Below are 20693 nucleotides of genomic sequence, written 5' to 3'. Positions count from 1 at the left end.
TTCTCCTGTAAAAATCCATTATTTGGCGAGCGGTAATTCCTTTACGTATTGGCCCAATGAGCCGTTTCCGTAAACATAGCCGTCGCGGTTGTTGATATCATCAGAAATGATTCGGTACCACAGAGCGCCGTCTTTCTGTCCAGTTCCTGTATAAACAAACGGAATTCCTTTAATCTTCAGCGCATAAAGAATCGGAAAGCTTGTCCCATAGCCTGTACGGACATTAAGGGATTCGATTGAATTTTTAGCCAGCTTAAGGGCATTATTGTCCCTGCTGCCAAGGAAGCTGTCGGCCCTATACATATGGCCGGCAATTCTTTCACCCCAATAAGGGTCGGATGCATATTTTACATTCATTCCGACACTCTTGTTTCCAAGCACCGCTCCATTATAATACGTGCCTTTTGGTGCCTGGTAGGCTGTTGTAACATACTTGGCTGCATCCTCAATGGAAGCTCTGAATGATTCATAAGTCGTTGCGCTGCCGTATGCATCGCTGTCATATGCCTTCATCCCATAAAGGTTTTTCTTATCCTGTGCAATCGCACTTGTTCCCCATGCACTTTCATGGATCGCATGTGCCATCAAATAAAGTGCATTTACTTGATATTTTGCTTCCATCTCTTTAAAATCCTTCCCTGTTCCAGCCAGCGGGCTTACAGGGAATTTCGATTTATAGGCGTCTGGATACTTTTCCGTTAAATATCTGTCTATTTCCTCTGCTGTGTAGCTTGTTTTTACATGAAGGGGCAAGTGATTAAAGTACGTATAAGCCTCACCTGCTCTTGTCCCGCTTGCAAGGGAATAGTTAAACCCATCCCAGCTGTAATATTTTTGACCCTCTGTCATGAAGGAAGGAGCTTTTCCAAGAAGAGTGTCACCTGTGTAGCTGTTCGTCACCGGGTTATAGACATTATGGTATAGATCCCCGCCAACCCGTTTATAATAAGAGCGGCCGGAGACAAGTGCATTCGGAATCAGGTTCACATTATCCTGAGCGACATATCCAACATTGCTGCCCAGCTGGATTTTGACTGCTGTTTCCGTAGCATCAAAATACCTTAATTCTGTTCCCGTATTTACATACGTACGTCCATTGCCTGATAAGTCAGCACTATCATAAATAATTGTGAATTTATTGGCTGCAGCTACACCTGTTTTCATATATACAATGGTGTTTCCTTGCAGTACAACCTGGTTATCCTGAACACTGCTTTTCGCATTAGCAAACGTTTCAAATTCTCTGAGGATAATAGGCGTTCCATCCGTACCAATGGAAGCTACCTTGAATTCAAGGTTCTGCGGAGGGTTAATGACTTTCAGCATTCTGTTCAATACAGCTGAGGTTTGTCCCCTAGTTGTATTTGTAAGCGGTCCAAATGTGCCGTCTGAATTACCGGACATTACCCCCAAATACAGCAATCTCTGGATGGAATCCTTAAAAATCGGATTAATTTTATCATTATCCTTAAAGTTTAAACTAACAGTCTCTGAAAATATGGCTCTTGTATTAATGGCACGCATAATCATCGCAGCCATTTCCTGACGGGAAATATTTGCATTTGGCTTAAACGTGTCATCAGGATATCCGCCAACAATCCCTGCTTTAACGGCTGCGTCTACTGCAGCATAGTGCCAATTTTCCGGATTTACATCCTTGAATAAAGGCTCTGCTGCAGATGCAACTGAAAACTCTGCAGCCATCATCGGCTGAAGCTCCAGCGACCTGACCACTAATGCGGCAAATTCAGCACGTGTAACTTGCTGGTCGGGCCTGTATTCCCCTGGTCCATAGCCACCAAGAATATCCTTTGCAATCAGTACACGCATGTCGGTTTCATAATAATGGCCTGTAATATCATCCGCGGCAAAAGTAGAAGGTGCATGAGCCAAAAGTAAAAAGACAGTAACAATACCTAGTAGAATTCGCTTCATTAATAATCTCCCTCTAATGTTTTCTATTTACTAATCTAGCAAAATTCTACATATTTCTCTACCTGATTTTAGATTTTTTACAAATTTTTAAATAGGCTATAAAACTATTTATATCAGCTCCCCACACCCTTTTTCCATAATTTACATAGTTTGAATTAGTTTCATTAGGGTATTTTCTTTGGTATTCTTGCTTTGTTTTTAGTTCAAGCTGATGGTTAATTTTAGAAATTTTGATTAGAGCAGAGCGGAAATCAGCAGCCAGCTTAAAAGAACTTTAACTAAAAGCAGGATGTGTGAAAGGGGTTTTTGGGGAATGATAAAACACATACGAAATTTAGAAGTGGTGATATCATGAAGAAAAAAAGCCTTGATGAACTGCAATTAGCCAGAGCCTTTGCGATTATTGCCGTTTTGGTGGTCCACTCCTCATCTCAAGGAGTGACGAAGCTGCCTCCGGATTCAACCTTATTTCCGATTTATAATTTCTTAAATATCGCAGGCAAATTAGGAACACCTACGTTTATTATGCTCAGCAGCTTTGTGCTATTTTACAATTATTATCATCGGAAATTAACTTTCGACCTAATGAAAAACTTTTACAAAAAACGGCTTAAGTTCATTTTGCTGCCTTATGTCGTATTCTCCAGCCTTTATTTTGGCTTAACCTGGTATTTATATTATGATTTCACTATTCAGGAAGCAGCAGACAACTTCATATGGAAGCTTTCCCTTGGGAAAGCCTATCCGCACTTATACTTCGTCTTTATAAGTGTACAGTTATATGTACTATTTCCATTCTTAATTCTTCTATTTAAGAAATCAGACTTTCTCAGAAAAAATGCCATTTGGCTAGGGCTCGTGATCCAATGGCTTTGGGTATGGGCAAACCGGGAATACTTCCAGGTTCCATTTAAAGGAAGCATCTCCTTATCCTATATGTCGTTCTATTTCGTCGGAGCCTATCTTGGCATTTATTATGATACGATTTTAGAGAAAATGAAGGAAAAAGCTTACCGAATCCGAACCATTTCGTTCCTCACTGTTGGGTATTTGGCGATGCTTGGCTTATATACAAGCTATATGTTATTTCAGCGGACAGGTGTTTATGTGGATATCTCTGAACATTGGCCAGAATGGATCAATGCGAACATGGCCGAGTTCACTTGGGCAACTCATGCATTATTTGCAGGGGTTATGCTGTTTGTGCTTGCACATATCCTCAATGACAGGATCTCACTTAAAACAAAAGCACTATTCATGGAAATAGGCGCAACCTCCTTTGGCATCTATTTGGTACACCCGATGCTTCTCATCTTCTTCAGAAGCTTTATTTCTGGGGGATCGCCAGTCCTATTCCATACCTGGCAGATTACAACCTTCTTTGCAGTCTTCATCCTAAGCTGGCTGATCGTCCGGTTCTTTTACACAGCTGTTCCAGGATACTGGGTATTTTTCGGGAAAATGGCTCCGCTGTTTGAAGTGCCGAAAAAGGAAAAAGCACGTAAAGAAGAACGTGAAAATTCCGGAATGTTCCGATATAAAGATGATGATGGCAATTGGGCATATTCAGACTTTCCTGGCGATCGGAAAAATAAGAGGTAATGTACACCACATGGCTTGGGGCCATGTGGTTTTTATTATGGTGAAATTATTTTTAGAAATAATTTTTTGAGTTTTTTTGAGCCGTAAATACTATTGAGTAAAGTATATTCTCAGGTTTGCATATTTGCGGAATGCCGGTTCTATTTGCAGATTCCATAAATTTATTTAGCAATCTATTTGCAGAGTTCACAACTCAGGCCCCCGCCTTCTCATCCAACGCAAAACAAAAAGGCTGACGCGTGGGCGTCAGCCTTTTTCCTAATCCAGTGTAATCAAGTCAACCGCAAGCGGCAATGCTGCCCCACCGCCATGCATAATTTCGAGCTCAAGCTCATCTTGAACACCCGTGACTTTATAATCAATAACATTTGCTGTTTCAGTTCCTGGCTTTATTGTTGGCACCAGCAGAACCTTGTTGTTGATTTTAACTGCACCGCTATAGCGGCCGCCTCTTGCCCCAAGTCTCACTCGGACAGTCTTCGACTGCCCGGTTAGATTCGCAATAGGAATTTTCACCTTGTAAGTTGCACCGAAATGGCCCGGATTCCTGACAACATTGATTCCTGAACCAAACAGTGAAGTTTCCCCGGACATCAGATTATCTGTGATGCCATTTGAGATGCTGTAGGCAACTTCAGAAGTGCCTGCTTCATAAACCGGTAAAACAGCCTGGAGCTTCGAGCTTTCCCAAACCCCACGTGGATGAAGGTTTACACTGTCCACTTGCAAAGGATCGTAGTTAATCGAAGTCAGCTCACCGCCATTCTGGCTTACGACTACACGAATTTTGTAATTCAAATTCCCGCTGCCAGCCGCTTTTTTTACTGTTAAATCCTGAAGGAATCCAATCAGGAACTCTTCTTCTACTGCAAACTGGTTAATGGTTACCGTCCGGCTTGCTTTTACCACAGATTGACCCGTGGAAGTTAGCTTATTCAGCAGGACCGCTTCAGCCATTGGCAAGCCTACATCATGGTGGTACCAGCCATTGGATGTAGTTCTGTCAATTCCTCTTGCATTCACAATCTCCAAATCGTTTGTAGAAGAAAGATTTTCTATTGTAATCCCAATGTTTATTTTCTTATTTAGTTTATTGACATGCCACCCATAAACCCGATGGTCCATCGACTGCTTATCCGTATCCACTGTATCCTGCCACAGAGTTGCCTCCGCGTAAGGAACTGTTCTCGGATCAAGCATTTCAGGATTGTCACTCACCATCAGCCTTCTTTGTCCGGCGAAAGTTGCAGATGGTATATTCTTTGGCCTAACGATATTAACTGTCTCAACCTTTAAAAAGTCACTGACAAACTTTGCTTTATTTATTTTTATATAAACCGTTTTGGTCGAAGCATTATAGGTTGAGGTTCCGCCAAAGGTTTCTTTCAAATAGGATAGCGGAATATAAAACACATCGTTATGTAATGCAGGACTTTCGGTCGTGTAGATATACTCTCCGTTAATCTGGGCAAATTTTTCATTTGGAAAAATGATCAATTCCACGTCATCGACTTTAATAATCATCTTGCTGCCCATATCTGACCAGAACACTTCTCCATCCATTTGCTCTAAAAGTGACTCCATTGCAACGTGTACACGATTATTTTTAATAATCGGCGGCGTTTTGGTGTCTACTTTCTGGTCGTTAAAAAATAAAGAATAATTTTGGACAGATGGCGCTGGTGTCGGTGCAGGTTCAGCCGGTTTATCCCCAGCAGTCGTAATCGTTACTTTTCGGTTTTTTCCATCCCAGTCAACATAGGAGTCATAGGCTTCCCCTACAAATCTCAATGGGACCAGTGTTCGTCCGTCCTTAATCATCGGCGCGACATCCATGGTGATCCTGCTCCCGTTTACATAGGCATACTTGGAATTGATGGATAACTCGAATGAAGTTTCATTCTTGGTTGACGTAATTTTCTTCTTTTCATTATCCCAGTAAAAATTCGTTCCCAGGGCTTCGAAAATAACCCGAAACGGCACCATTACCCTGCCGTCCTTAATCACAGGCGGTACATCAGGCCAAAGCCTTTTTCCATCAACCGTAATTTCTATTGACTTACTGGAGGCAGCTGCCTTTATTTGTCCAATAGGCAAAACTAGATCCAGCATTAACAAAAGGGCCGCTAGCACAGCAAACATTCTCCACTTCTTCTTTACCACTTTCCCCATCCCCACATCTTCTAGATATTCACATTGGTGTGACTCATTCACTAGAAATGGGTAAATAATCCCACCCGCGAACAAGCTCCTTAATTTTACCATTTTTATAGTAAATTTACACCTTTTAAAGAGAAATTTTCTAGAAGATGGGAGCACTTCAAGGAAAAAAGCTCTATTAACCGGGATTAATAGAGCTTTTTTATGATCAATTCCACTCAGGTTCTCCTACTGATAGATAGTACGGATGATTGTAGGAACGATCACCCTCTGTTTCAATATATACCGTGTAAGTTCCTAAATCGTAAATCATGTTTGTGTACATTCCATAATCAAATTTGTAATCGCGGCCGAATATATCGATCATATCCTGGTTTGTAACAGCTTCGGGCAAAATGGCGTGTATGCTTCTAACTGTTGGCTGCTTGGTATAATCAGGGCCCTTTGTCCCCAAGTAGTACATGAGATAGTCACCATAGATAACAAATGGTATATCATCTGAATAGGGAGTTCCATCATGTCTTGCATCAGGAAAACCATATTTGTTTACGATTTGCGCCAGTGGTTTTCCATGCTGGCTGGCGTGGAATGGACCAAGCTTTCCGGTTTTCGCATCTTCAACCAATTGTGGGCTGATATCACTTTCGTTAAATGTAAAATCGGCTTTTGTAAAGTTTCCATCATTAATGATGATCATTCTCGTGGTTCCATCCCAATAAACCTTCTTACCGCTTGCCTCTGCCACGAACCGCAGCGGAACCATCGTCCGTCCATTCAGAATTAATGGCGCCTGGGAAAGAATCACCTTTTTGTTGTTCACATATGCCACTCGATCATTGATTCGCATTTTGATCGTTAAGTTCGCCTTTTTACCTGTAACTGTTTTGGTTTTGGAGTCCCATCCAACTTGTAAACCAAGCATTTCAAAAACTGGCCTGAATTCAATAAGTGTCGTTCCGTATTTAATAAACGGATCATTTGTAAATAGAGGCTCTTTTCCATCAATAAACACGTAGGTTGGACCATGCTTACTGTAGGCATTCGCCGCTGGAGCACTATTAAATAATAGAAATCCCAGCAGCATAATAGAAAGGATAGCTGCTCTCTTTTTCAAAAACTTCACCCCAATTTTCCTTATTATATAGAATGAATATGCCGGCTTTGGGCGGTTATGCCTACTAACTGGGTTTTTTAGGGAGAAACCGAAGTTCGTTGGAAAGGAGATTTTGTAATAAAAAAAACAGAGCCTGTTGGCTCTGTTTTTTTCTCTTAAAATTCTTCTTCGGCAAATAGTGGATAGTAGCTGTAAATCTTCCAATCTCCGCTAACCGGATCTTTTTTCAGATCATAGATTCCATCCATTTCAGTCGTGAAGTCCATGTTGAATCCGTCACTCTTGTATACAACTGTGATCATCATGCCTGTTGCTTCAACCGTTACAAAACGATCCGCTTTACCAAGGACATCAAGGTTCAGGTTTTCGTCTTCAATTGTGATTGTGACCTCTTCACCTTCACCAGGGAACATAGCACCGCCTAGTTCTACACCTTCAGCTCTGTAATAACCTGTGCCATTTTCTTCGTAAAGAGCAGCTAACTCTTCAAATTTACCAGCTTCAACGATCGCGTTTTCGCGCGTAATATGGTCTGTTAAAAATGCCTTGATATCTTCATCTGCAGGAAGGTTGGATTGCTCCTGGTGCAAAGCACGGTGAATCATGACCATCGCTTCTGCTCTAGTTGCAAGGTTTTTCGGTTTGAATTCATTTCCGTAGCCATTTACGATTTCGGCAGCAGCTGCTTTGCTGATAAATTCAGTAGCCCAGTAGTCTGCAGAAACATCCGTAAATGTTTTGCCGCCGGATGATGGGAATTGAATTGTCTTTTCAAAAGAATTTACGATTACCTTCGTCATTTCTGCGCGGGTAATGTTTTTATTTGGGCCAAATGTTCCATCTGGTGTCCCTTCAATGATGCCTAATGAGCTGGCAATTTGGATTGGCTCAGAATACCATACACCTGTTTTTACATCTGGGAATGTTTTTCCCGCACCATTGCTTTTAAGTCCTAATGCTGTGACAATAATTTTCACGAATTGTGCTCGTGTAATGTTCTCTTTCGGTTTAACATACATTTCGTTATCGCTGTTTAAAAATCCATCAACGATATCCGCATTAATCAGATCTTCCATTTCATCGTAAGCCCAATGCTCTTCGATATCCATATCCATTGGAAAATAAGCGTCAAGCGGCTTCTCAGCAGCAAAAGCTGAGTTAAAAGGAATTAGTGCAAAGACCAAAACAAGCAATAATTTAACTGCCTTCAAGTTGTTTTTTCCCCTCTCAAAATATAAAAATTTTATTGTGCTAAGAGGATAATATACGATTTATAATATTAAATCTATTAGTAATAAATGGTAATTATAGAAAAGGAATCCTTTTTATTATTCTGGTATTTATAATAGAAAAATAGAAGGAGACTAGGGGAGATTTTTATGAGAAGGAAAAGAGCAAGGAATGCGTTTTATAGCATGCTTTTTAGTGTAGTAGCCGTATTTAGTTTTTTCGATATGTTATCAGGTTTCTTCTTTTTTATAAAGCAGCAATATCACGTTGGAGATGCTTTAATCAGAGTTAGGCCCGATATGAAATGGTCCTTGCTCATGATTATTATCATGACTCTTATTATAAACCGATTTGTCATCGGCAAACCAAAATACTCGAAATACATATTTGGCCTGTTATCCGGTTTCTTTATTGGCCAGGGAATTCACTGGGTTTATTATGCATTTGTTACCACTGTTCACGAGAACTCCATCAATCCTATCTGGGGATACTTTATTCTTTCTCTGGGAATTGTGAGGATCGCTTTTACCATTTTAGCTATGATTATTATGGTCTTATTATACGATAAAGTTAAAGACCGCTTGAATATCCCATTGTATTTATTATTTTCGGCTCTGAGCTACTGCTTACTGCCTATTTATACTATTATGCTATTTCTCTTTGATGCTCTTCATCCCTGGATTTTAGTGTTTGCCTATAACGCTCCACTGATATTGCTTTTTGCCAGAATAACCTCTAAGGAATCTCCGGAAAAGGAAAATTATGTAAAAGTCGATTAGAAATAAATATCCTACTATTGTTATTAGCTGTCTTCGTATCATAAGCGGGAGCGGGCATAAATGTTAATGTCATATTAATGGAGAGATGCAACACTACGACCAGCCGGCCGTTATCAAGAACGGATATACCCTCATTCCTATGCGGGGGACTTTTACGGCCTTGGGAGCTGATATCGACACTCGGGAACCATATGCGCATATTTGGGCTATTAAAGGCCGGACCAAGGTTTTGGTGGAAATTCATGGGCATCATGATCCTTCCATTCATTATAATAGGCGCTGTATCTAGCTGTACCTTTTCACCATTTACAGTGGCCTGCTTGGAAACTCAAAAAAAGAGCCTGCATTAATAGCAGGCCCTTTTCATCCGGAAAACTAGTATGCAAAACTGTGGCTGCCAATGGCTTTAATAACAGTTCTTGTGAAAATCCACTGATCGGTTGCAGTAATTGGATTGTAATAGTATGTAGCGCCTGAAGAAGGATCCCATCCAAGGTATGCGTCTTTCACTGCCCTGTACGCTATATCGTTAGGATGCATCCAGTACTGGCCGTCACTTACAGCTGTATAGGCATTTTTCTGGAAAATAACATTTGAGATGGTGCTAGGGAATTCATCCGATTGTACGCGATTTAAAATGACAGCAGCCACGGCAACTTGTCCCTCATAGCTTTCTCCGCGAGCTTCTCCATAAACCACATGAGCCATCATATCTACATTGCTAAGCATTTCCGAGGTGTTAACCCCGACAATCCCATCGACCTTTAAACCAAAGTCTCTTTGAAAGCTTTCTACTGCATTTGTTGTGACAGGTCCAAAGTAGCCTGTTTTTTCTGTTTCAAAATACCCGAGCTTTTCTAGAATGGATTGTAGGTATGTAACTTCGGAACCTGCAGATCCGTTTTTAAGTACAGATGCTTCCGCAGCAGTTTGGCCGACATGCAGGACAAATACCATTGCGATTACTGCTGTAAACCATTTTATGATATTCAAATTGATCTCTCCTCTTATGTATAGAAAATTTAATTATTATGTTGTTTTGTATTACTCTGCTTTTCTCTGCCCTCCCTTTTAAATTTTTTATTCTACCCATGTGTTTTACCCACCCTAATAAAGAAAAAACTCGGCATAAAGATTCAGTTTTGATTAGGGTACCAGGTACCTATACCAGTTGTGCCAACTGGTATAGGTACCTGGTACTTTTATAAACGAAAAAAGCTGACTCCAAAAGTAGAGTCAGCTTCCACATTCTATGATTTCTATTATTTTAGGAATAGAGATAATACTTTTGCACTTTGTGCACATGTTGCTGTTTCTGTTGGTTTGAATAGGTCGCCAAAGCCGACAACGTATCCAAGTCCCTCAGCTGCTGCAACAGCGTTTTTCATTTCAGCATTAAGCTTTTGGATATCTTCAAATGAAGTTTCTTTTGCTTTGTAATCTGTATCGTTCTTCAGGTTGCATGCACGGAATCAGCACTGTAACCATTTCAGCGCGAGGGATTGCTTTCTTTGGTTTAAAAGTTTCAGCCGTTGTACCTTTAATCAATCCATTCGCATAGGCAGCATTAATGTCAGCTTTAATATCTTCTGGAAACTTTCCTAAATCCTTAAATGGTGCTGCTTTATCTGCTGTAAGATCAAGAGAACGCACTAGCAGTTAAGCAAACTGAGTACGAGTCAAGCTGGCATAGGTACCTGGTACTCCTATCTGTTGCCGTGATCTGTAATAATCCATTTTCCGTTTTGGTAGGTAAATGTTGCATAGAAGGTTCCTTTGCCGTGCATATCACTGTTAAAGTTTTGAGTAAGGATGTATTGGCCATTTTCTTCCTTTTTAAACTGATATGGCTTCCCTTCCTTATAAGTAATAAATCCGTCCATAGGAAGATGGTATAAGCCATCGTCCCTCTCATCTAACCTATAGTGATACAGTTTTTCTACAAGATTACGGGTCATAAAGCCTGTAAATTCTTGATAAAATTGTTCTTTTGTTTGATAGCTTGGGTGCTTATATTCATCACCAAAATGGCTTAAAATTTCATCCTCGGTTTGGTAAAATTTTTTCAGCAGAGCGATAGCTTCGTTTTCGGCAAGTGAGGGTTCCGAAGTTTCCTCTTCTATTTCTGTACCTTCATCTTCAACTGCAGAATTGTTCACCTCATCTTTTTGCTGAGTTGTTTCGCTCTCCTGATTCTCTTCTGCAAGCTGACCTTCCAGTTCAGCAATATCCTCTTTCAAATAGGAGTCAAAGCCCTTTTCAGCAATAATTGAGTCAACAATTTTCAAAAAGTCCACCTCAGCCATATCGCCTTCCTGCTCGACAATCTGGTAATAGCCTTCATCCTCCCAAACAAGAGCCGTATTCATTTCGTCTCCTTTAAATAAACTTCCCTGCAGGTTTAGCGCCAGAGGAATATTACTTGGGCTTGCACTACTGAAATCCGGTTGGTCTTTTTGCATTCGATAACTGAAGTATTCTTCATTATCTTCCTCATTGACATAGACATGCTCGTAAGTTTCATCCTTTGTTCGTGTATGTTTAAAGATGTATCCCTCAGGAACGTATGCTGGGGGAATTAGTTCTGGTTTCTTCTCTTCTTTTTCCCCAGGAGGTGTTTCTACGCTGGGACCTGCATTTTGAGGCGGTGAATCCATTCCCGTCAGCTTATAGATTCCAGCAGAGGAAACGACTAAAAAGGCTGCAGTAATGACGACCGGCACCCATTTTTTCAATTTTAAGAGCCCTCCCTTCTTGTTCTTCATTTCTATTTTAGATATAACGTTTCGCTTCATTTCATTGGTAAACACAAATCCAGCCAGTTCCTCGTCATGCATTTGATCTTTTATCTTTTTCAAATCCTTCTCCATCTGCTCCACCCCTTTCTGTCATTAATTTCTTAAGCAGTTCCCTTCCTCGAACCATTCGGGCTTTGACCGTGCTTAAATTCAACCCGCAAATTTCACTAATTTCCTTTTGTGAATACTCTTTAAAATAATATAAAAAGATAATTTCGCGATATTTAATTGGCATCTGGAAGACTTCTTCAAGTAGTTCACTCTTATTCTGTTTTTCAAAAAACTGCCACTCTGCCCCAGAATGTTTAGCAGTTATAAAGGAAGAGATATAATCTGTGACCATCATTTTCCGATGATGCCAGCTTTTTAAATAATCCTTACAATGATTAACTGCAATCCGGTAAAGCCATGTATCAATTGCAGAGTTCCCTTCAAACATATCCAGCTTTTCATAACACTTAATAAAGATCTCCTGCGCCAAATCCTCTGCCGTCTGCCGATTCCGTACATATGAATATGCTAAATGAAGAACCTCCGTCCCATACCGATCCATTAAATCCGTAATCACACCATGCCTATCCATCCTAACCCTCCTCTCCAAACCCTAACTCAACCTCAACCTTTAGACGAAACCCAAATGAAAAAAGTTATGTAATTTTATGGTACCAGGTACCACCCGAATTTTGTCGAATAAAAGGATTTTTTATTAATGAAGGAGAATATCTTTATGATATTAAAATGAAAGGAGATTAATAGATGGTGCGCCCTAATAGAATATGGAGTCCCGAGCATTTTCACCATGTGGTCAGCCGTGGAAATTGGAGGGCTAATTTATTTGAAGAGGATTTAGATTTTATTTCGTTTTTAAACATTCTTGACTACTCTCACCGTTCTACAAACCTCGAAATTGCAAGCTACTGCTTAATGTCAAACCACTATCACCTCTTGCTGAGATCCCAGGAAGTATCCCTATCCAAGGTTATGAGAAAGATCAACAAATCCTATGCTGATTACTACAACAAAAAATATGAGGTAAGCGGTCATTTATTCGAAGAACGCTTTTTCAGCAAACCAATTTATGAGCTTTATGGCCTTTTGGAAGTCAGCCGCTATATTCACATGAATCCTGTAGAGGCAAATATTGCAGCCGCTCCCCAAAACTACCGCTGGTCAAGCTTCTCCTATTATTATTTTCCCAGAAAGAAGTACCCTCCCTTTATCAACCTAACTCCTATAACAGAACTGTTTTCTGGACAGAACCTAAATAAACAAAAACAGCAGTACTGCAGCTGGATGATAAAAAAGCTCGAAATTGAAAATCTTGCTTCAAAATAGTGGTTTCCAATACTATACCGATGTTTAGTGGTCTAGTGACTGGTATAGGTACCTGGCACTTATAAAATCTAAAAATTCTAATAATTGATAAATAAGACCCATGCTTCCAAAGATTAGGAAAAGTAGAATGGGGTTGTATGAGTTAAAAGAAGGGAAGGGATTTATCTGAAAAGTAAATTATTAGCGTTTTCATTGGCCTCTGCTTTAAGCTTCTCACTCATTCCTGCCACCAGTTTTGCTGAGCAATCCATCTTGAAATCTCATGCTGTTATTCCTGGTGCACATTCTGTAAAGGAAACCTACTTTTACGGCATCGACAACAGCTGGCTGACCACCAAGAATCCGGAACAATTCAACCAAGCTACTCTTTATGGAAATCTTGGCCTTACCCCATATAATTGGGGAAATGCTGCGGAAGGTACGGGCTGGCACCAAATGTACAAACCGGCTGAAGTGACCGGGACACAGGTAAATGGGGCTTTCGAAGATGCGCAGTTTGTGATCAGGGTTCCGGATGATTGGAATGGCAAACTTGTGGTATCCGGCATCCCGGCCACAAGAAACGAAACGTCTACTGACTTGCTTTTTAGCGATTATGTCCTGGAAAAAGGATATGCTTTTGCAGCGATCGATAAAGGAACCCAGGGTGAGTCCGATTCGGCTGATCCGTTGGCAAAAGTTAAAAATGCCCTGGCCGATAAGGATGATAGCGTAGCAGAATGGCATCAGCGGTTTCGCCAAATCACAAAAGCGGCACAGCAGTACTTAATCAATCATCATTCCGATCAGCTAATCGATCCGGCAGATGCCTCTAATCCCGCAAGTGACTTAACTACGGAGCAGCACAGAGTGCCTACATATGCGATGGGAATTTCAAATGGAGGCTATGTGGTCCGATATGCCCTGGAAAATGACCATCCGGAAAAAACAGGTGAACCGCGTCTTTTTGATGGAGGAGTTGATTGGGAAGGAGTTTTATGGACAGAAAAAACGCCTAACTTAATCAGTTCGCTGACAACTGTTGTCAATAATGCCGGGGAAGCGTTATACGGAAGCGGCATTGAACAGCAAAAAGCCATCAAAGAACTCTACAAAGCTGGATTGCCCAAAGGGTCCGAAAAACTGTGGGCTTATCATGACCAGGTATACTGGTTTGTTTCACTGAATATTTACCGGGACCATTTTGATCCGGAAGCTCCAGAGCGAACACATTGGAGCAATTACTTGAACTTCGTTAATGGTGTGAGAGACCGTTCTTATGATCATATTTTTGAAGATTACAAGTATATTACCCGGCCAAAGGATATTAAGGAAAAGATTAAGGAAGTTGCCAACACAGGTGATATTGATGTCCCTCTGATCTCTTTTACCGGTTCACTTGATGCACTTATTTTCCCGGACATCCACGCAGAAGGCTATCAAAAGCTGATACAGAAGGCCGGAAAGCAGGATCTGCACAGACTTTATACCATTGAGAACGGCAACCATGTGGACAGCCTGGTCTGGCATGCGGGCACAGATCCGGATAAAGAGCTTCAGCCTTTACTGCCATACGCTCATCAGTCCTTTGACTTGCTTGTCGACTGGGTAGAAAACGGCCATCCTGCACCGGAAAGCAAAACCATTGAAGCTCCTAGAAATCCTGTAAAAGTTATTGACCTTAAGACTGGGGAGGAAAGGGATCCCTACTAATTTTCTTAGCAAAAGGGTGTCTATCTCTCGACACCCTTTTTGTGTTATTAAACACTACGCCCCCATTGAACAAGCTTCCCATAACTGCCTGTCAGCCACAGCACAACCGGAATCAGCCCCAGCGATACGGCAGTAACCCCTGTCCAGCCGGTGTTTTGCCAGATGAGGCCAGTAAGGGAGCCGCCGGTAGCAACACCGAGATAGTAGCTTACAAGATAGATGCTGGACGCGCCCCCTTTATGATGGGTAGCACGTTCATTAACGATTGCGGCCATCAGAGAGTGGGCGATGAAGAAGCCGAAGCATGTTAAGCAAAGGCCCGCTACTACGACTGGCAGTGAATGAATATTGGTTAAAAGGGAGCCTCCTATTAAAATAAGTGTCCCTAACGAAACTAGGGTCGTTTTTTTCATAAAAACAGAAATTCGGCCCGCTAAAATCGGCCCTATCATTCCTAACGTGTAAGCCAGATACGTAAACGAAATGTCCTTCACTGTTAACCCAAAAGGTTCTCTCTCAAGATAAAACGGGAGATAGGACCAGACACCTGTAAAAGAGAACTGCAGGAGGATTCCCATTGCAAAGGCGGGAAAAAGAAGCTTATTGTTCAGATGGGACAGCATTCCAGCAAGATCTTTTTTAATAGAGATTTCGCTTTCCTGGAAGAAATACGATTTTGGCAGTGTTATAAAGTATAACAAAAATAATAAAATGGAGATTCCAAACAGTAAATAAACAGATGTTTGCCAGCTCGTTCTATCCGCCATATAGCCCGTAATTATTCTTCCTATCATCCCTCCAATGCCATTCGCCGCAATGTACATGGTAATGCCAAGATTGATGCTGCCCGGTGCAACTTCTTCACTGATATAAGCAATGGCCGCTGCCGGCAATCCTGCCATAAAAAATCCCTGGAGAAATCTGAGGAACAGGAAAATCTCAAAGCTTGGCACAAGCGGCATCAATATTAGCGGGATGATGGTGCATATCAGCGTAATATGCATAATACGTGTTCGCCCCATACGGTCTGATAAAAACCCAAAAAATAATAACCCTATAATCATAGAAATAACTGCCACAGATAACGCAAGACCTGAAGTTGCAGAGCTAATGCTATAGGAACGGACCAGCAGCGGCATGATCGGATGCACAAAGTATAAGCTTGCAAAATTCAGAATCGAGGCACAGGTTAAGGCAAACATAATCCTCTTAAAGCCGGCCTCACGGAAAGTATACTTCTGCTTTTCACTTTTCATTGCTGTTACGGCACCCATTTTTCCACCTAGTTTCTCTAAAGCTTTATATTCAATATAATTATGATACCACTATTTTACATAAATTTCATAAACAATAGAAATATTCAGAAAACAACCCTTGATTCCAATGTGGTTTCCCTGGAAAAAATCGATCAAAAATTTTCCGTTCGCTGCCGTCCTTCTTTCTCACCCTCCTAAATGCTATAATAAAGGAATGTACTTTACAGGGTACCAAACCACCACAATGCGGTCATCTATAGATGTTACCGCTGATATTATTCGACAAAATTCGGGTGGTACCTGGTACCAACAGGGAGGTTAAGAGATGATTCCGGAGCGGTTTTTAGAGCCTTTGCAGTTTGCAGCGAATGATTTGAAGGGGTTGCTGCGGGCGGAGAATGAGGAGGATGTACGGCTTGTCCAGAAGGGGCTAATGCTTTTTCGGCAGGGGCTTGTATTTCAGCTGCGTTTTGAGGGTGATAAGGTTGCAGCGACAGTTCAGGATGTGACACCGGCAAAGGTTGAGCTTGATCTTGAATTTATTCATTTGAGCGAGTGCTCCTGTCCTGCTGAAGGTTTTTGCCGTCATCAGGTCGCGGTGTTTCTGCAGCTTCTTTCCAAAGCCAGAAGTGTATCTATGTGGATTGAAGAATGGCGGAAGCCGATTAAAGAAAAGCAAACAGCCAAAAACTGGGGCCTTCAAAGAGCGAAGGATCTTCTTAAATCCTCAGGCAAGCAGCAAGCTGATTATGATAGATGGATCTCCACGTTTGAGGAGAGCTTTACAGAGCTGATGGAAAAGCAGGGCGAACCGAGGCCATATGTACTTCCAGAGCTTTTTCATGTTTACCTGCGCCGCATGAAAGCTGGCGCACCGGTTGAGCAGGAATGGAAGCTGCTTTACCTGCTCGTCGGCTATGTCTTTTCTTTTAAAAAGCTCATGGCTCTCAGCATGAAATACGGTCATCATGAGGAAATGATCGACCGTTATTACCGCCATCTTTATCAGTCGCTGATGGATGATTCGGTTGAGATCATGAACAAATTGTCGGTGCACTCCCTCCCCTTCGCTTTCGATCAATTTATTGAAAAGCTCAAGGACGAATCAACCGGTCTCATCACCGGTCCTTTTCAATTAGAATACGAACGGGCTCATTTATACCGTCTATTATGGACGCACTTTTTCAAGAAAAAAGAATGGCGGGAAGCAGAGATTAAGAAACTGGGCTCCTTTTACAAAGAGGATGAATCGCCAAGCCTGCCTTCTGCAGTAGGCCTTACCCACCTTAACATACTTGAACGCAATGAAGAGCAGGCACTCAGTTTTTTAAACATCCCAAACGAAACGTTAACTCCTTACATGCTCTACTGGCTAGACTATTTTTCAGCCCAGAAGGAATGGAACCGGATGGGGGCTTATGTGGAATCTTTCATCCATAAATTACGGGATTACTTAAAAATGTCCGGTGACTATTATGCCTGTATGGATTTCACCCGGCTGGCGATTAAGTCGATCTCTCCTTACTGTATTGAAACAAACAGGCTGGATCTTTTTGAAAAAGCCTTAATGGAAACACTGCCGTACAGCTATAGTGATTATGAGTATCTGCTGTTTGAAAAAGGAGAGTTCGACAAATGGGCAGATTTGCAGGCGTTCATCGGCTTTGATATTGATACGCTTGGCAAGGACCGGATTAAGGAAATAAGCAAAAAGGAGCCTGGAATCCTGCTTCCGCTCTACCATCATGCCATCCAGGACCATATTAATCTGAAAAACAGGGACCATTACCGCGAGGCCGTCCGGAAAATGAAAAAGCTTCGCACCCTGTACAACAAGCTGAAACGCCAGGAAGACTGGCTGCTTTTCCTTGAAATGCTGCTCGAAAAAACGAAACGTCTCCGCGCTTTTCAGGAAGAATGCAAAAGGGGTAAGCTAATCGATGCTTAAAACGAGATTTCTCCATGTGAAAGTCAAACCGATAACCAATAACCGCTACCTGATTTTTGCTGTAAATGAAGAAGGCCGCCTCCTTTCTCCAAAAGAGTGGAAGCCGCTTCTTTTTAATCATCATAGGGAAAGCTTTTTCGGAACAATGCTCGATATCGAAAATATAGACGGAATCAATGGCATCTCGGTCAGCGGCTGGCAGCTTGTAACTCTTTTTGCCGCTGAGCAGTTCAACCGGCTAATCGACTGGGATTGGGATGATACCGCCCAAATTTTACTGGCGGCATCGCATGCTCTTCATGATTCCATTTTAGAAAAAGAATGGATGCCCGACTTCGCTGCCTGGGAAAATGACCAGTTCCGCTGGGCACTCCCGGAAAGTGTCATCACTGAATTCGGCTCGAATTTTTGGGAGCAAACCGTCGAAGACGCTCCTGTCAGAGATTTCATCGGAGATTTATTTCATCACTCCCTTGACGGCTATATGAGTCAAAATCGTGAGACAAAAGCTCAATTTGGTGAAAAGCTTGAGGCCTTACAGAGTGAGCATCTATCCCCTCGTGATCTTGCCGCCTACTTTGATGAAGAAAGCTGGCAGGAATGGATTGGGGTTAAATCAAACGAAGCTCCTTTTTCGATTGGACTTAAACTCGAGGAGCCCGGTGATATTGATACCAGCTGGGATCTGAACATTTTCCTCCGCGGGAAAAATGATCCGGATGTGTTTGTGGATTACAAAGATTATTCAAATTACCCTCATGCCTGGCATGATTACGAAAACACAATTGAAAAAGAGATAAAACGCTGGCTGGAACTTTTCCCATGGCTTGAAGGCAAAAGCGGTCACATTACGTCTCAACTCACCGAGGATGAAGCATGGACATTCCTGACTGAAGCGAGTGAAACCCTGCTGGCGCTGGGCGTTGAAATCCTGCTTCCTTCCTGGTGGCAGGCAATGAAAAACGCAAGCCTGAAGGTAAAGGCAAAAGTCAAAGGAACAGGAAGCCATCGCCCATCCTTTGTCGGACTCCAGTCTATGCTAGATTATGACTGGCGTTTTTCCATGAACGGCGTGGATTTGTCTGAGGAAGAATTCCGGGGCATGGTGGAGGAAAAAAGGCGCCTCGTCTATATTCGCGGCCGATGGATTAAGCTGGATCCCCATTTCGTGCGGCATATCCAGGATTTAATGAAAAAAGCTGAAAAGGAAGGACTGCATGTCCGCGACCTGATTGAGCAGGAGCTGATGGCAGACGAAACCCAGCAAGAAGACGAACTTGACAATCCAAAAGCGTTCGCCCGGATTCAAATTGAGCTCAACCGCCAGTGGAAGCAGATGGTCAAGCAGCTGCGGGATATTAAAAACCTTCCGCTTGAAGACGTCCCGGCCAGCTTCAAAGGCGATCTTCGCCCCTATCAGAAGCTTGGGATGAGCTGGCTCCTGTTTTTGCGCCGGTATGGTTTTGGTGCCATCCTTGCGGACGATATGGGGCTTGGGAAAACGATTCAGCTGATTTCCTATCTTTTAAAAGTAAAAAAAGAGGAAGACAGCGGTCCTTCCCTTATTATTTGCCCGACATCGGTACTCGGCAACTGGCAGAAGGAAATTGAGCGATTTGCACCTAATTTGAGTGTGTATCTCCATTATGGTTCTAATCGTTTAAAAGGCGATAGCTTTTCTGAAAAAGTTATGGAATCCGATATTGTTCTGACATCCTACGGGCTGACCCATATGGACCTTGATGATTTTGAAACGATTGAATGGAGCTCCATTAGCATTGACGAAGCACAGAATATTAAAAATGCCCAGACGAAACAATCAAGGGCAGTCCGCAAGTTAAAGGGCAAACATCATATTGCTCTAACCGGTACACCAATGGAAAACCGCCTCACCGAGCTTTGGTCCATTTTTGATTTTACGAACCATGGATACCTCGGCAGCATTGGCCAGTTCCAGAAACGCTTTGTCCTTCCGATTGAAAAAGAGGACGACAAAGACAAAGTGAAGCAGCTGCAAGCTTATATCCGCCCCTTCCTGCTGCGCCGCACGAAAAAGGACGAAGAAGTGGCACTGAACCTGCCAGATAAGCTCGAGCAAAAGGAATACTGCCCGCTCACAGCGGAGCAGGCATCGTTGTATGAACAGCTCGTCCAGGATACGTTTGCGCAAATCGAAAAGCTTTCCGGCTTTGAACGGAAGGGCTTAATTTTACAATTATTGAGCCGCTTGAAACAGCTGTGTAATCACCCTGCCCTTTATTTAAAGGAGGAAAAGCCGAAGCATGTGCTGGAGCGCTCTGTTAAGCTTGAAAAACTGAGCGAACTTGTTGGCGCTGTTCACGAACAAGGCGAAAGCTGCCTGATTTTTACCCAGTATATTGAAATGGGCAATATGATCGCACGCCTGATAAAAAAGCAGTTTGGCTTTGATGTGCCATTTTTAAATGGAAGCGTGCCTAAAAACGAACGCGATCAAATGATTACGCGATTCCAAAATCACGAATTCCCCGTATTCCTGCTGTCTCTTAAAGCGGGCGGGACCGGCCTGAATCTGACAGCCGCCAACCATGTCATCCACTATGACCGCTGGTGGAACCCGGCTGTTGAAAACCAGGCGACTGACCGGGCATATCGAATTGGGCAAAAGCGCTTTGTCCACGTTCATAAAATGATTGCTACCGGCACGCTGGAAGAAAAAATCGACGCCATGCTTGAGAAAAAGCAGTCGCTTAATGATCAAATTATTACCAGCGAGAATTGGATTACCGAGCTCTCTACGGATGAGCTTCGGGAACTTGTTCACCTCACATAAGGCTGCAGGGACCTTGAGGGTGCTTAAAACCT

16 protein-coding genes and 2 pseudogenes are annotated in these 20693 nt (G+C 42.3%); 7 read left to right on the top strand and 11 right to left on the bottom strand.

Translation table 11 applies throughout. From position 1 onward, the window contains the following. Positions 1 to 18: 18 nt before the first annotated feature. Entirely contained in the window at positions 19 to 1935 is a 1917-nt protein-coding gene (locus DFO73_RS05570; protein ID WP_110063791.1) for an S-layer homology domain-containing protein, read from the bottom strand. 351 nt (positions 1936 to 2286) lie between these two features. Here DFO73_RS05570 and DFO73_RS05565 point away from each other — a divergent pair, with 351 nt between their 5' ends. Further along, on the top strand, positions 2287 to 3537 hold the full coding sequence (locus DFO73_RS05565; RefSeq protein ID WP_110063790.1) for an acyltransferase: 1251 nt from the start codon (positions 2287 to 2289) through the stop codon (positions 3535 to 3537). 258 nt (positions 3538 to 3795) lie between these two features. On the opposite strand, the gene DFO73_RS05560 is transcribed toward DFO73_RS05565, so the two are convergent. From DFO73_RS05560 to DFO73_RS05550, 3 genes are all read right to left on the bottom strand, one after another. Beyond that, a complete protein-coding gene (locus DFO73_RS05560) occupies positions 3796 to 5709 on the bottom strand; it encodes a copper amine oxidase N-terminal domain-containing protein (protein WP_181395931.1) in 1914 nt (637 codons plus the stop codon). A gap of 196 nt (positions 5710 to 5905) precedes the next feature. Then, on the bottom strand, positions 5906 to 6811 hold the full coding sequence (locus tag DFO73_RS05555) for a copper amine oxidase N-terminal domain-containing protein (protein ID WP_110063788.1): 906 nt from the start codon (positions 6809 to 6811) through the stop codon (positions 5906 to 5908). A gap of 155 nt (positions 6812 to 6966) precedes the next feature. Further along, positions 6967 to 8022 (bottom strand): S-layer homology domain-containing protein, encoded by a 1056-nt coding sequence (locus tag DFO73_RS05550; protein WP_110063787.1) that lies wholly within the window; start codon positions 8020 to 8022, stop codon positions 6967 to 6969. 168 nt (positions 8023 to 8190) lie between these two features. Between DFO73_RS05550 and DFO73_RS05545 the strand changes: the two genes are divergently transcribed. After that, on the top strand, positions 8191 to 8820 hold the full coding sequence (locus DFO73_RS05545; RefSeq protein ID WP_110063786.1) for a hypothetical protein: 630 nt from the start codon (positions 8191 to 8193) through the stop codon (positions 8818 to 8820). A gap of 85 nt (positions 8821 to 8905) precedes the next feature. Then, positions 8906 to 9052, top strand: a pseudogene (locus DFO73_RS29770) (stalk domain-containing protein); the annotation flags it as partial. A 12-nt stretch (positions 9053 to 9064) separates the two neighbouring features. On the opposite strand, the pseudogene DFO73_RS29765 reads toward DFO73_RS29770, so the two are convergent. The 6 genes and pseudogenes from DFO73_RS29765 to DFO73_RS05520 form a co-directional block, all read right to left on the bottom strand. Beyond that, positions 9065 to 9133: pseudogene (locus DFO73_RS29765) on the bottom strand (hypothetical protein); the annotation flags it as partial. Between the two features lie 62 nt (positions 9134 to 9195). After that, positions 9196 to 9813, bottom strand: coding sequence for a cell wall hydrolase (locus DFO73_RS05535; RefSeq protein ID WP_110063784.1), 618 nt, complete (start codon positions 9811 to 9813; stop codon positions 9196 to 9198). Positions 9814 to 10082: 269 nt separating this feature from the next. Then, positions 10083 to 10208, bottom strand: a complete 126-nt coding sequence (locus DFO73_RS29185) for a hypothetical protein (protein ID WP_258309262.1) — start codon at positions 10206 to 10208, stop codon at positions 10083 to 10085. A gap of 25 nt (positions 10209 to 10233) precedes the next feature. Then, on the bottom strand, positions 10234 to 10473 hold the full coding sequence (locus tag DFO73_RS05530) for an S-layer homology domain-containing protein (protein ID WP_181395930.1): 240 nt from the start codon (positions 10471 to 10473) through the stop codon (positions 10234 to 10236). A gap of 53 nt (positions 10474 to 10526) precedes the next feature. Beyond that, the gene (locus DFO73_RS05525; RefSeq protein ID WP_110063782.1) at positions 10527 to 11690 is read right to left on the bottom strand and encodes a DUF4367 domain-containing protein; all 1164 of its coding nucleotides are present in this window, start codon (positions 11688 to 11690) and stop codon (positions 10527 to 10529) included. Then, positions 11650 to 12201 carry a sigma-70 family RNA polymerase sigma factor gene (locus DFO73_RS05520; protein WP_110063781.1) on the bottom strand — a complete coding sequence of 184 codons (552 nt, stop codon included), beginning with the start codon at positions 12199 to 12201 and terminating at the stop codon, positions 11650 to 11652. Before DFO73_RS05520 ends, DFO73_RS05525 begins: the two co-directional genes overlap by 41 nt. Before the next feature lie 173 nt (positions 12202 to 12374). On the opposite strand from DFO73_RS05520, the gene DFO73_RS05515 reads away from it, so the two are divergent. Together DFO73_RS05515 and DFO73_RS05510 are read left to right on the top strand one after the other, a co-directional pair. After that, positions 12375 to 12953 (top strand): transposase, encoded by a 579-nt coding sequence (locus DFO73_RS05515; protein ID WP_110063780.1) that lies wholly within the window; start codon positions 12375 to 12377, stop codon positions 12951 to 12953. Between the two features lie 165 nt (positions 12954 to 13118). Then, positions 13119 to 14645 (top strand): alpha/beta hydrolase domain-containing protein, encoded by a 1527-nt coding sequence (locus tag DFO73_RS05510; RefSeq protein ID WP_110063779.1) that lies wholly within the window; start codon positions 13119 to 13121, stop codon positions 14643 to 14645. A 47-nt stretch (positions 14646 to 14692) separates the two neighbouring features. Here the strand turns inward: DFO73_RS05510 and DFO73_RS05505 are convergent, their stop codons facing one another. After that, complete coding sequence (locus DFO73_RS05505) at positions 14693 to 15919, bottom strand: MFS transporter (RefSeq protein ID WP_110063778.1); 1227 nt, start codon at positions 15917 to 15919, stop codon at positions 14693 to 14695. Between the two features lie 307 nt (positions 15920 to 16226). Between DFO73_RS05505 and DFO73_RS05500 the strand changes: the two genes are divergently transcribed. Both DFO73_RS05500 and DFO73_RS05495 read left to right on the top strand, forming a co-directional pair. Next, positions 16227 to 17849, top strand: coding sequence for an SWIM zinc finger family protein (locus DFO73_RS05500; protein WP_110063777.1), 1623 nt, complete (start codon positions 16227 to 16229; stop codon positions 17847 to 17849). After that, a complete protein-coding gene (locus DFO73_RS05495; protein ID WP_110063776.1) occupies positions 17842 to 20661 on the top strand; it encodes a DEAD/DEAH box helicase in 2820 nt (939 codons plus the stop codon). Before DFO73_RS05500 ends, DFO73_RS05495 begins: the two co-directional genes overlap by 8 nt. The last annotated feature ends 32 nt before the right edge of the window (positions 20662 to 20693 follow it).

The sequence above is a fragment of the Cytobacillus oceanisediminis genome (genome assembly GCF_003182355.1).
GTDB classification, from domain to species: domain Bacteria; phylum Bacillota; class Bacilli; order Bacillales; family Cytobacillaceae; genus Cytobacillus; species Cytobacillus oceanisediminis_A.
This window is presented reverse-complemented; position numbering and strand designations above follow the sequence as displayed.

Bases quoted from the DNA above. Each gene is read 5' to 3' on its own strand.
- DFO73_RS05570 (WP_110063791.1), bottom strand. From the start codon at position 1,935: ATGAAGCGAATTCTACTAGGTATTGTTACTGTCTTTTTACTTTTGGCT.
- DFO73_RS05565 (WP_110063790.1), top strand. From the start codon at position 2,287: ATGAAGAAAAAAAGCCTTGATGAACTGCAATTAGCCAGAGCCTTTGCG.
- DFO73_RS05560 (WP_181395931.1), bottom strand. From the start codon at position 5,709: ATGGGGAAAGTGGTAAAGAAGAAGTGGAGAATGTTTGCTGTGCTAGCG.
- DFO73_RS05545 (WP_110063786.1), top strand. From the start codon at position 8,191: ATGAGAAGGAAAAGAGCAAGGAATGCGTTTTATAGCATGCTTTTTAGT.
- DFO73_RS29185 (WP_258309262.1), bottom strand. From the start codon at position 10,208: ATGAAAAACGCTGTTGCAGCAGCTGAGGGACTTGGATACGTTGTCGGC.
- DFO73_RS05525 (WP_110063782.1), bottom strand. From the start codon at position 11,690: ATGGAGAAGGATTTGAAAAAGATAAAAGATCAAATGCATGACGAGGAA.
- DFO73_RS05520 (WP_110063781.1), bottom strand. From the start codon at position 12,201: ATGGATAGGCATGGTGTGATTACGGATTTAATGGATCGGTATGGGACG.
- DFO73_RS05515 (WP_110063780.1), top strand. From the start codon at position 12,375: ATGGTGCGCCCTAATAGAATATGGAGTCCCGAGCATTTTCACCATGTG.
- DFO73_RS05505 (WP_110063778.1), bottom strand. From the start codon at position 15,919: ATGGGTGCCGTAACAGCAATGAAAAGTGAAAAGCAGAAGTATACTTTC.
- DFO73_RS05500 (WP_110063777.1), top strand. From the start codon at position 16,227: ATGATTCCGGAGCGGTTTTTAGAGCCTTTGCAGTTTGCAGCGAATGAT.
- DFO73_RS05495 (WP_110063776.1), top strand. From the start codon at position 17,842: ATGCTTAAAACGAGATTTCTCCATGTGAAAGTCAAACCGATAACCAAT.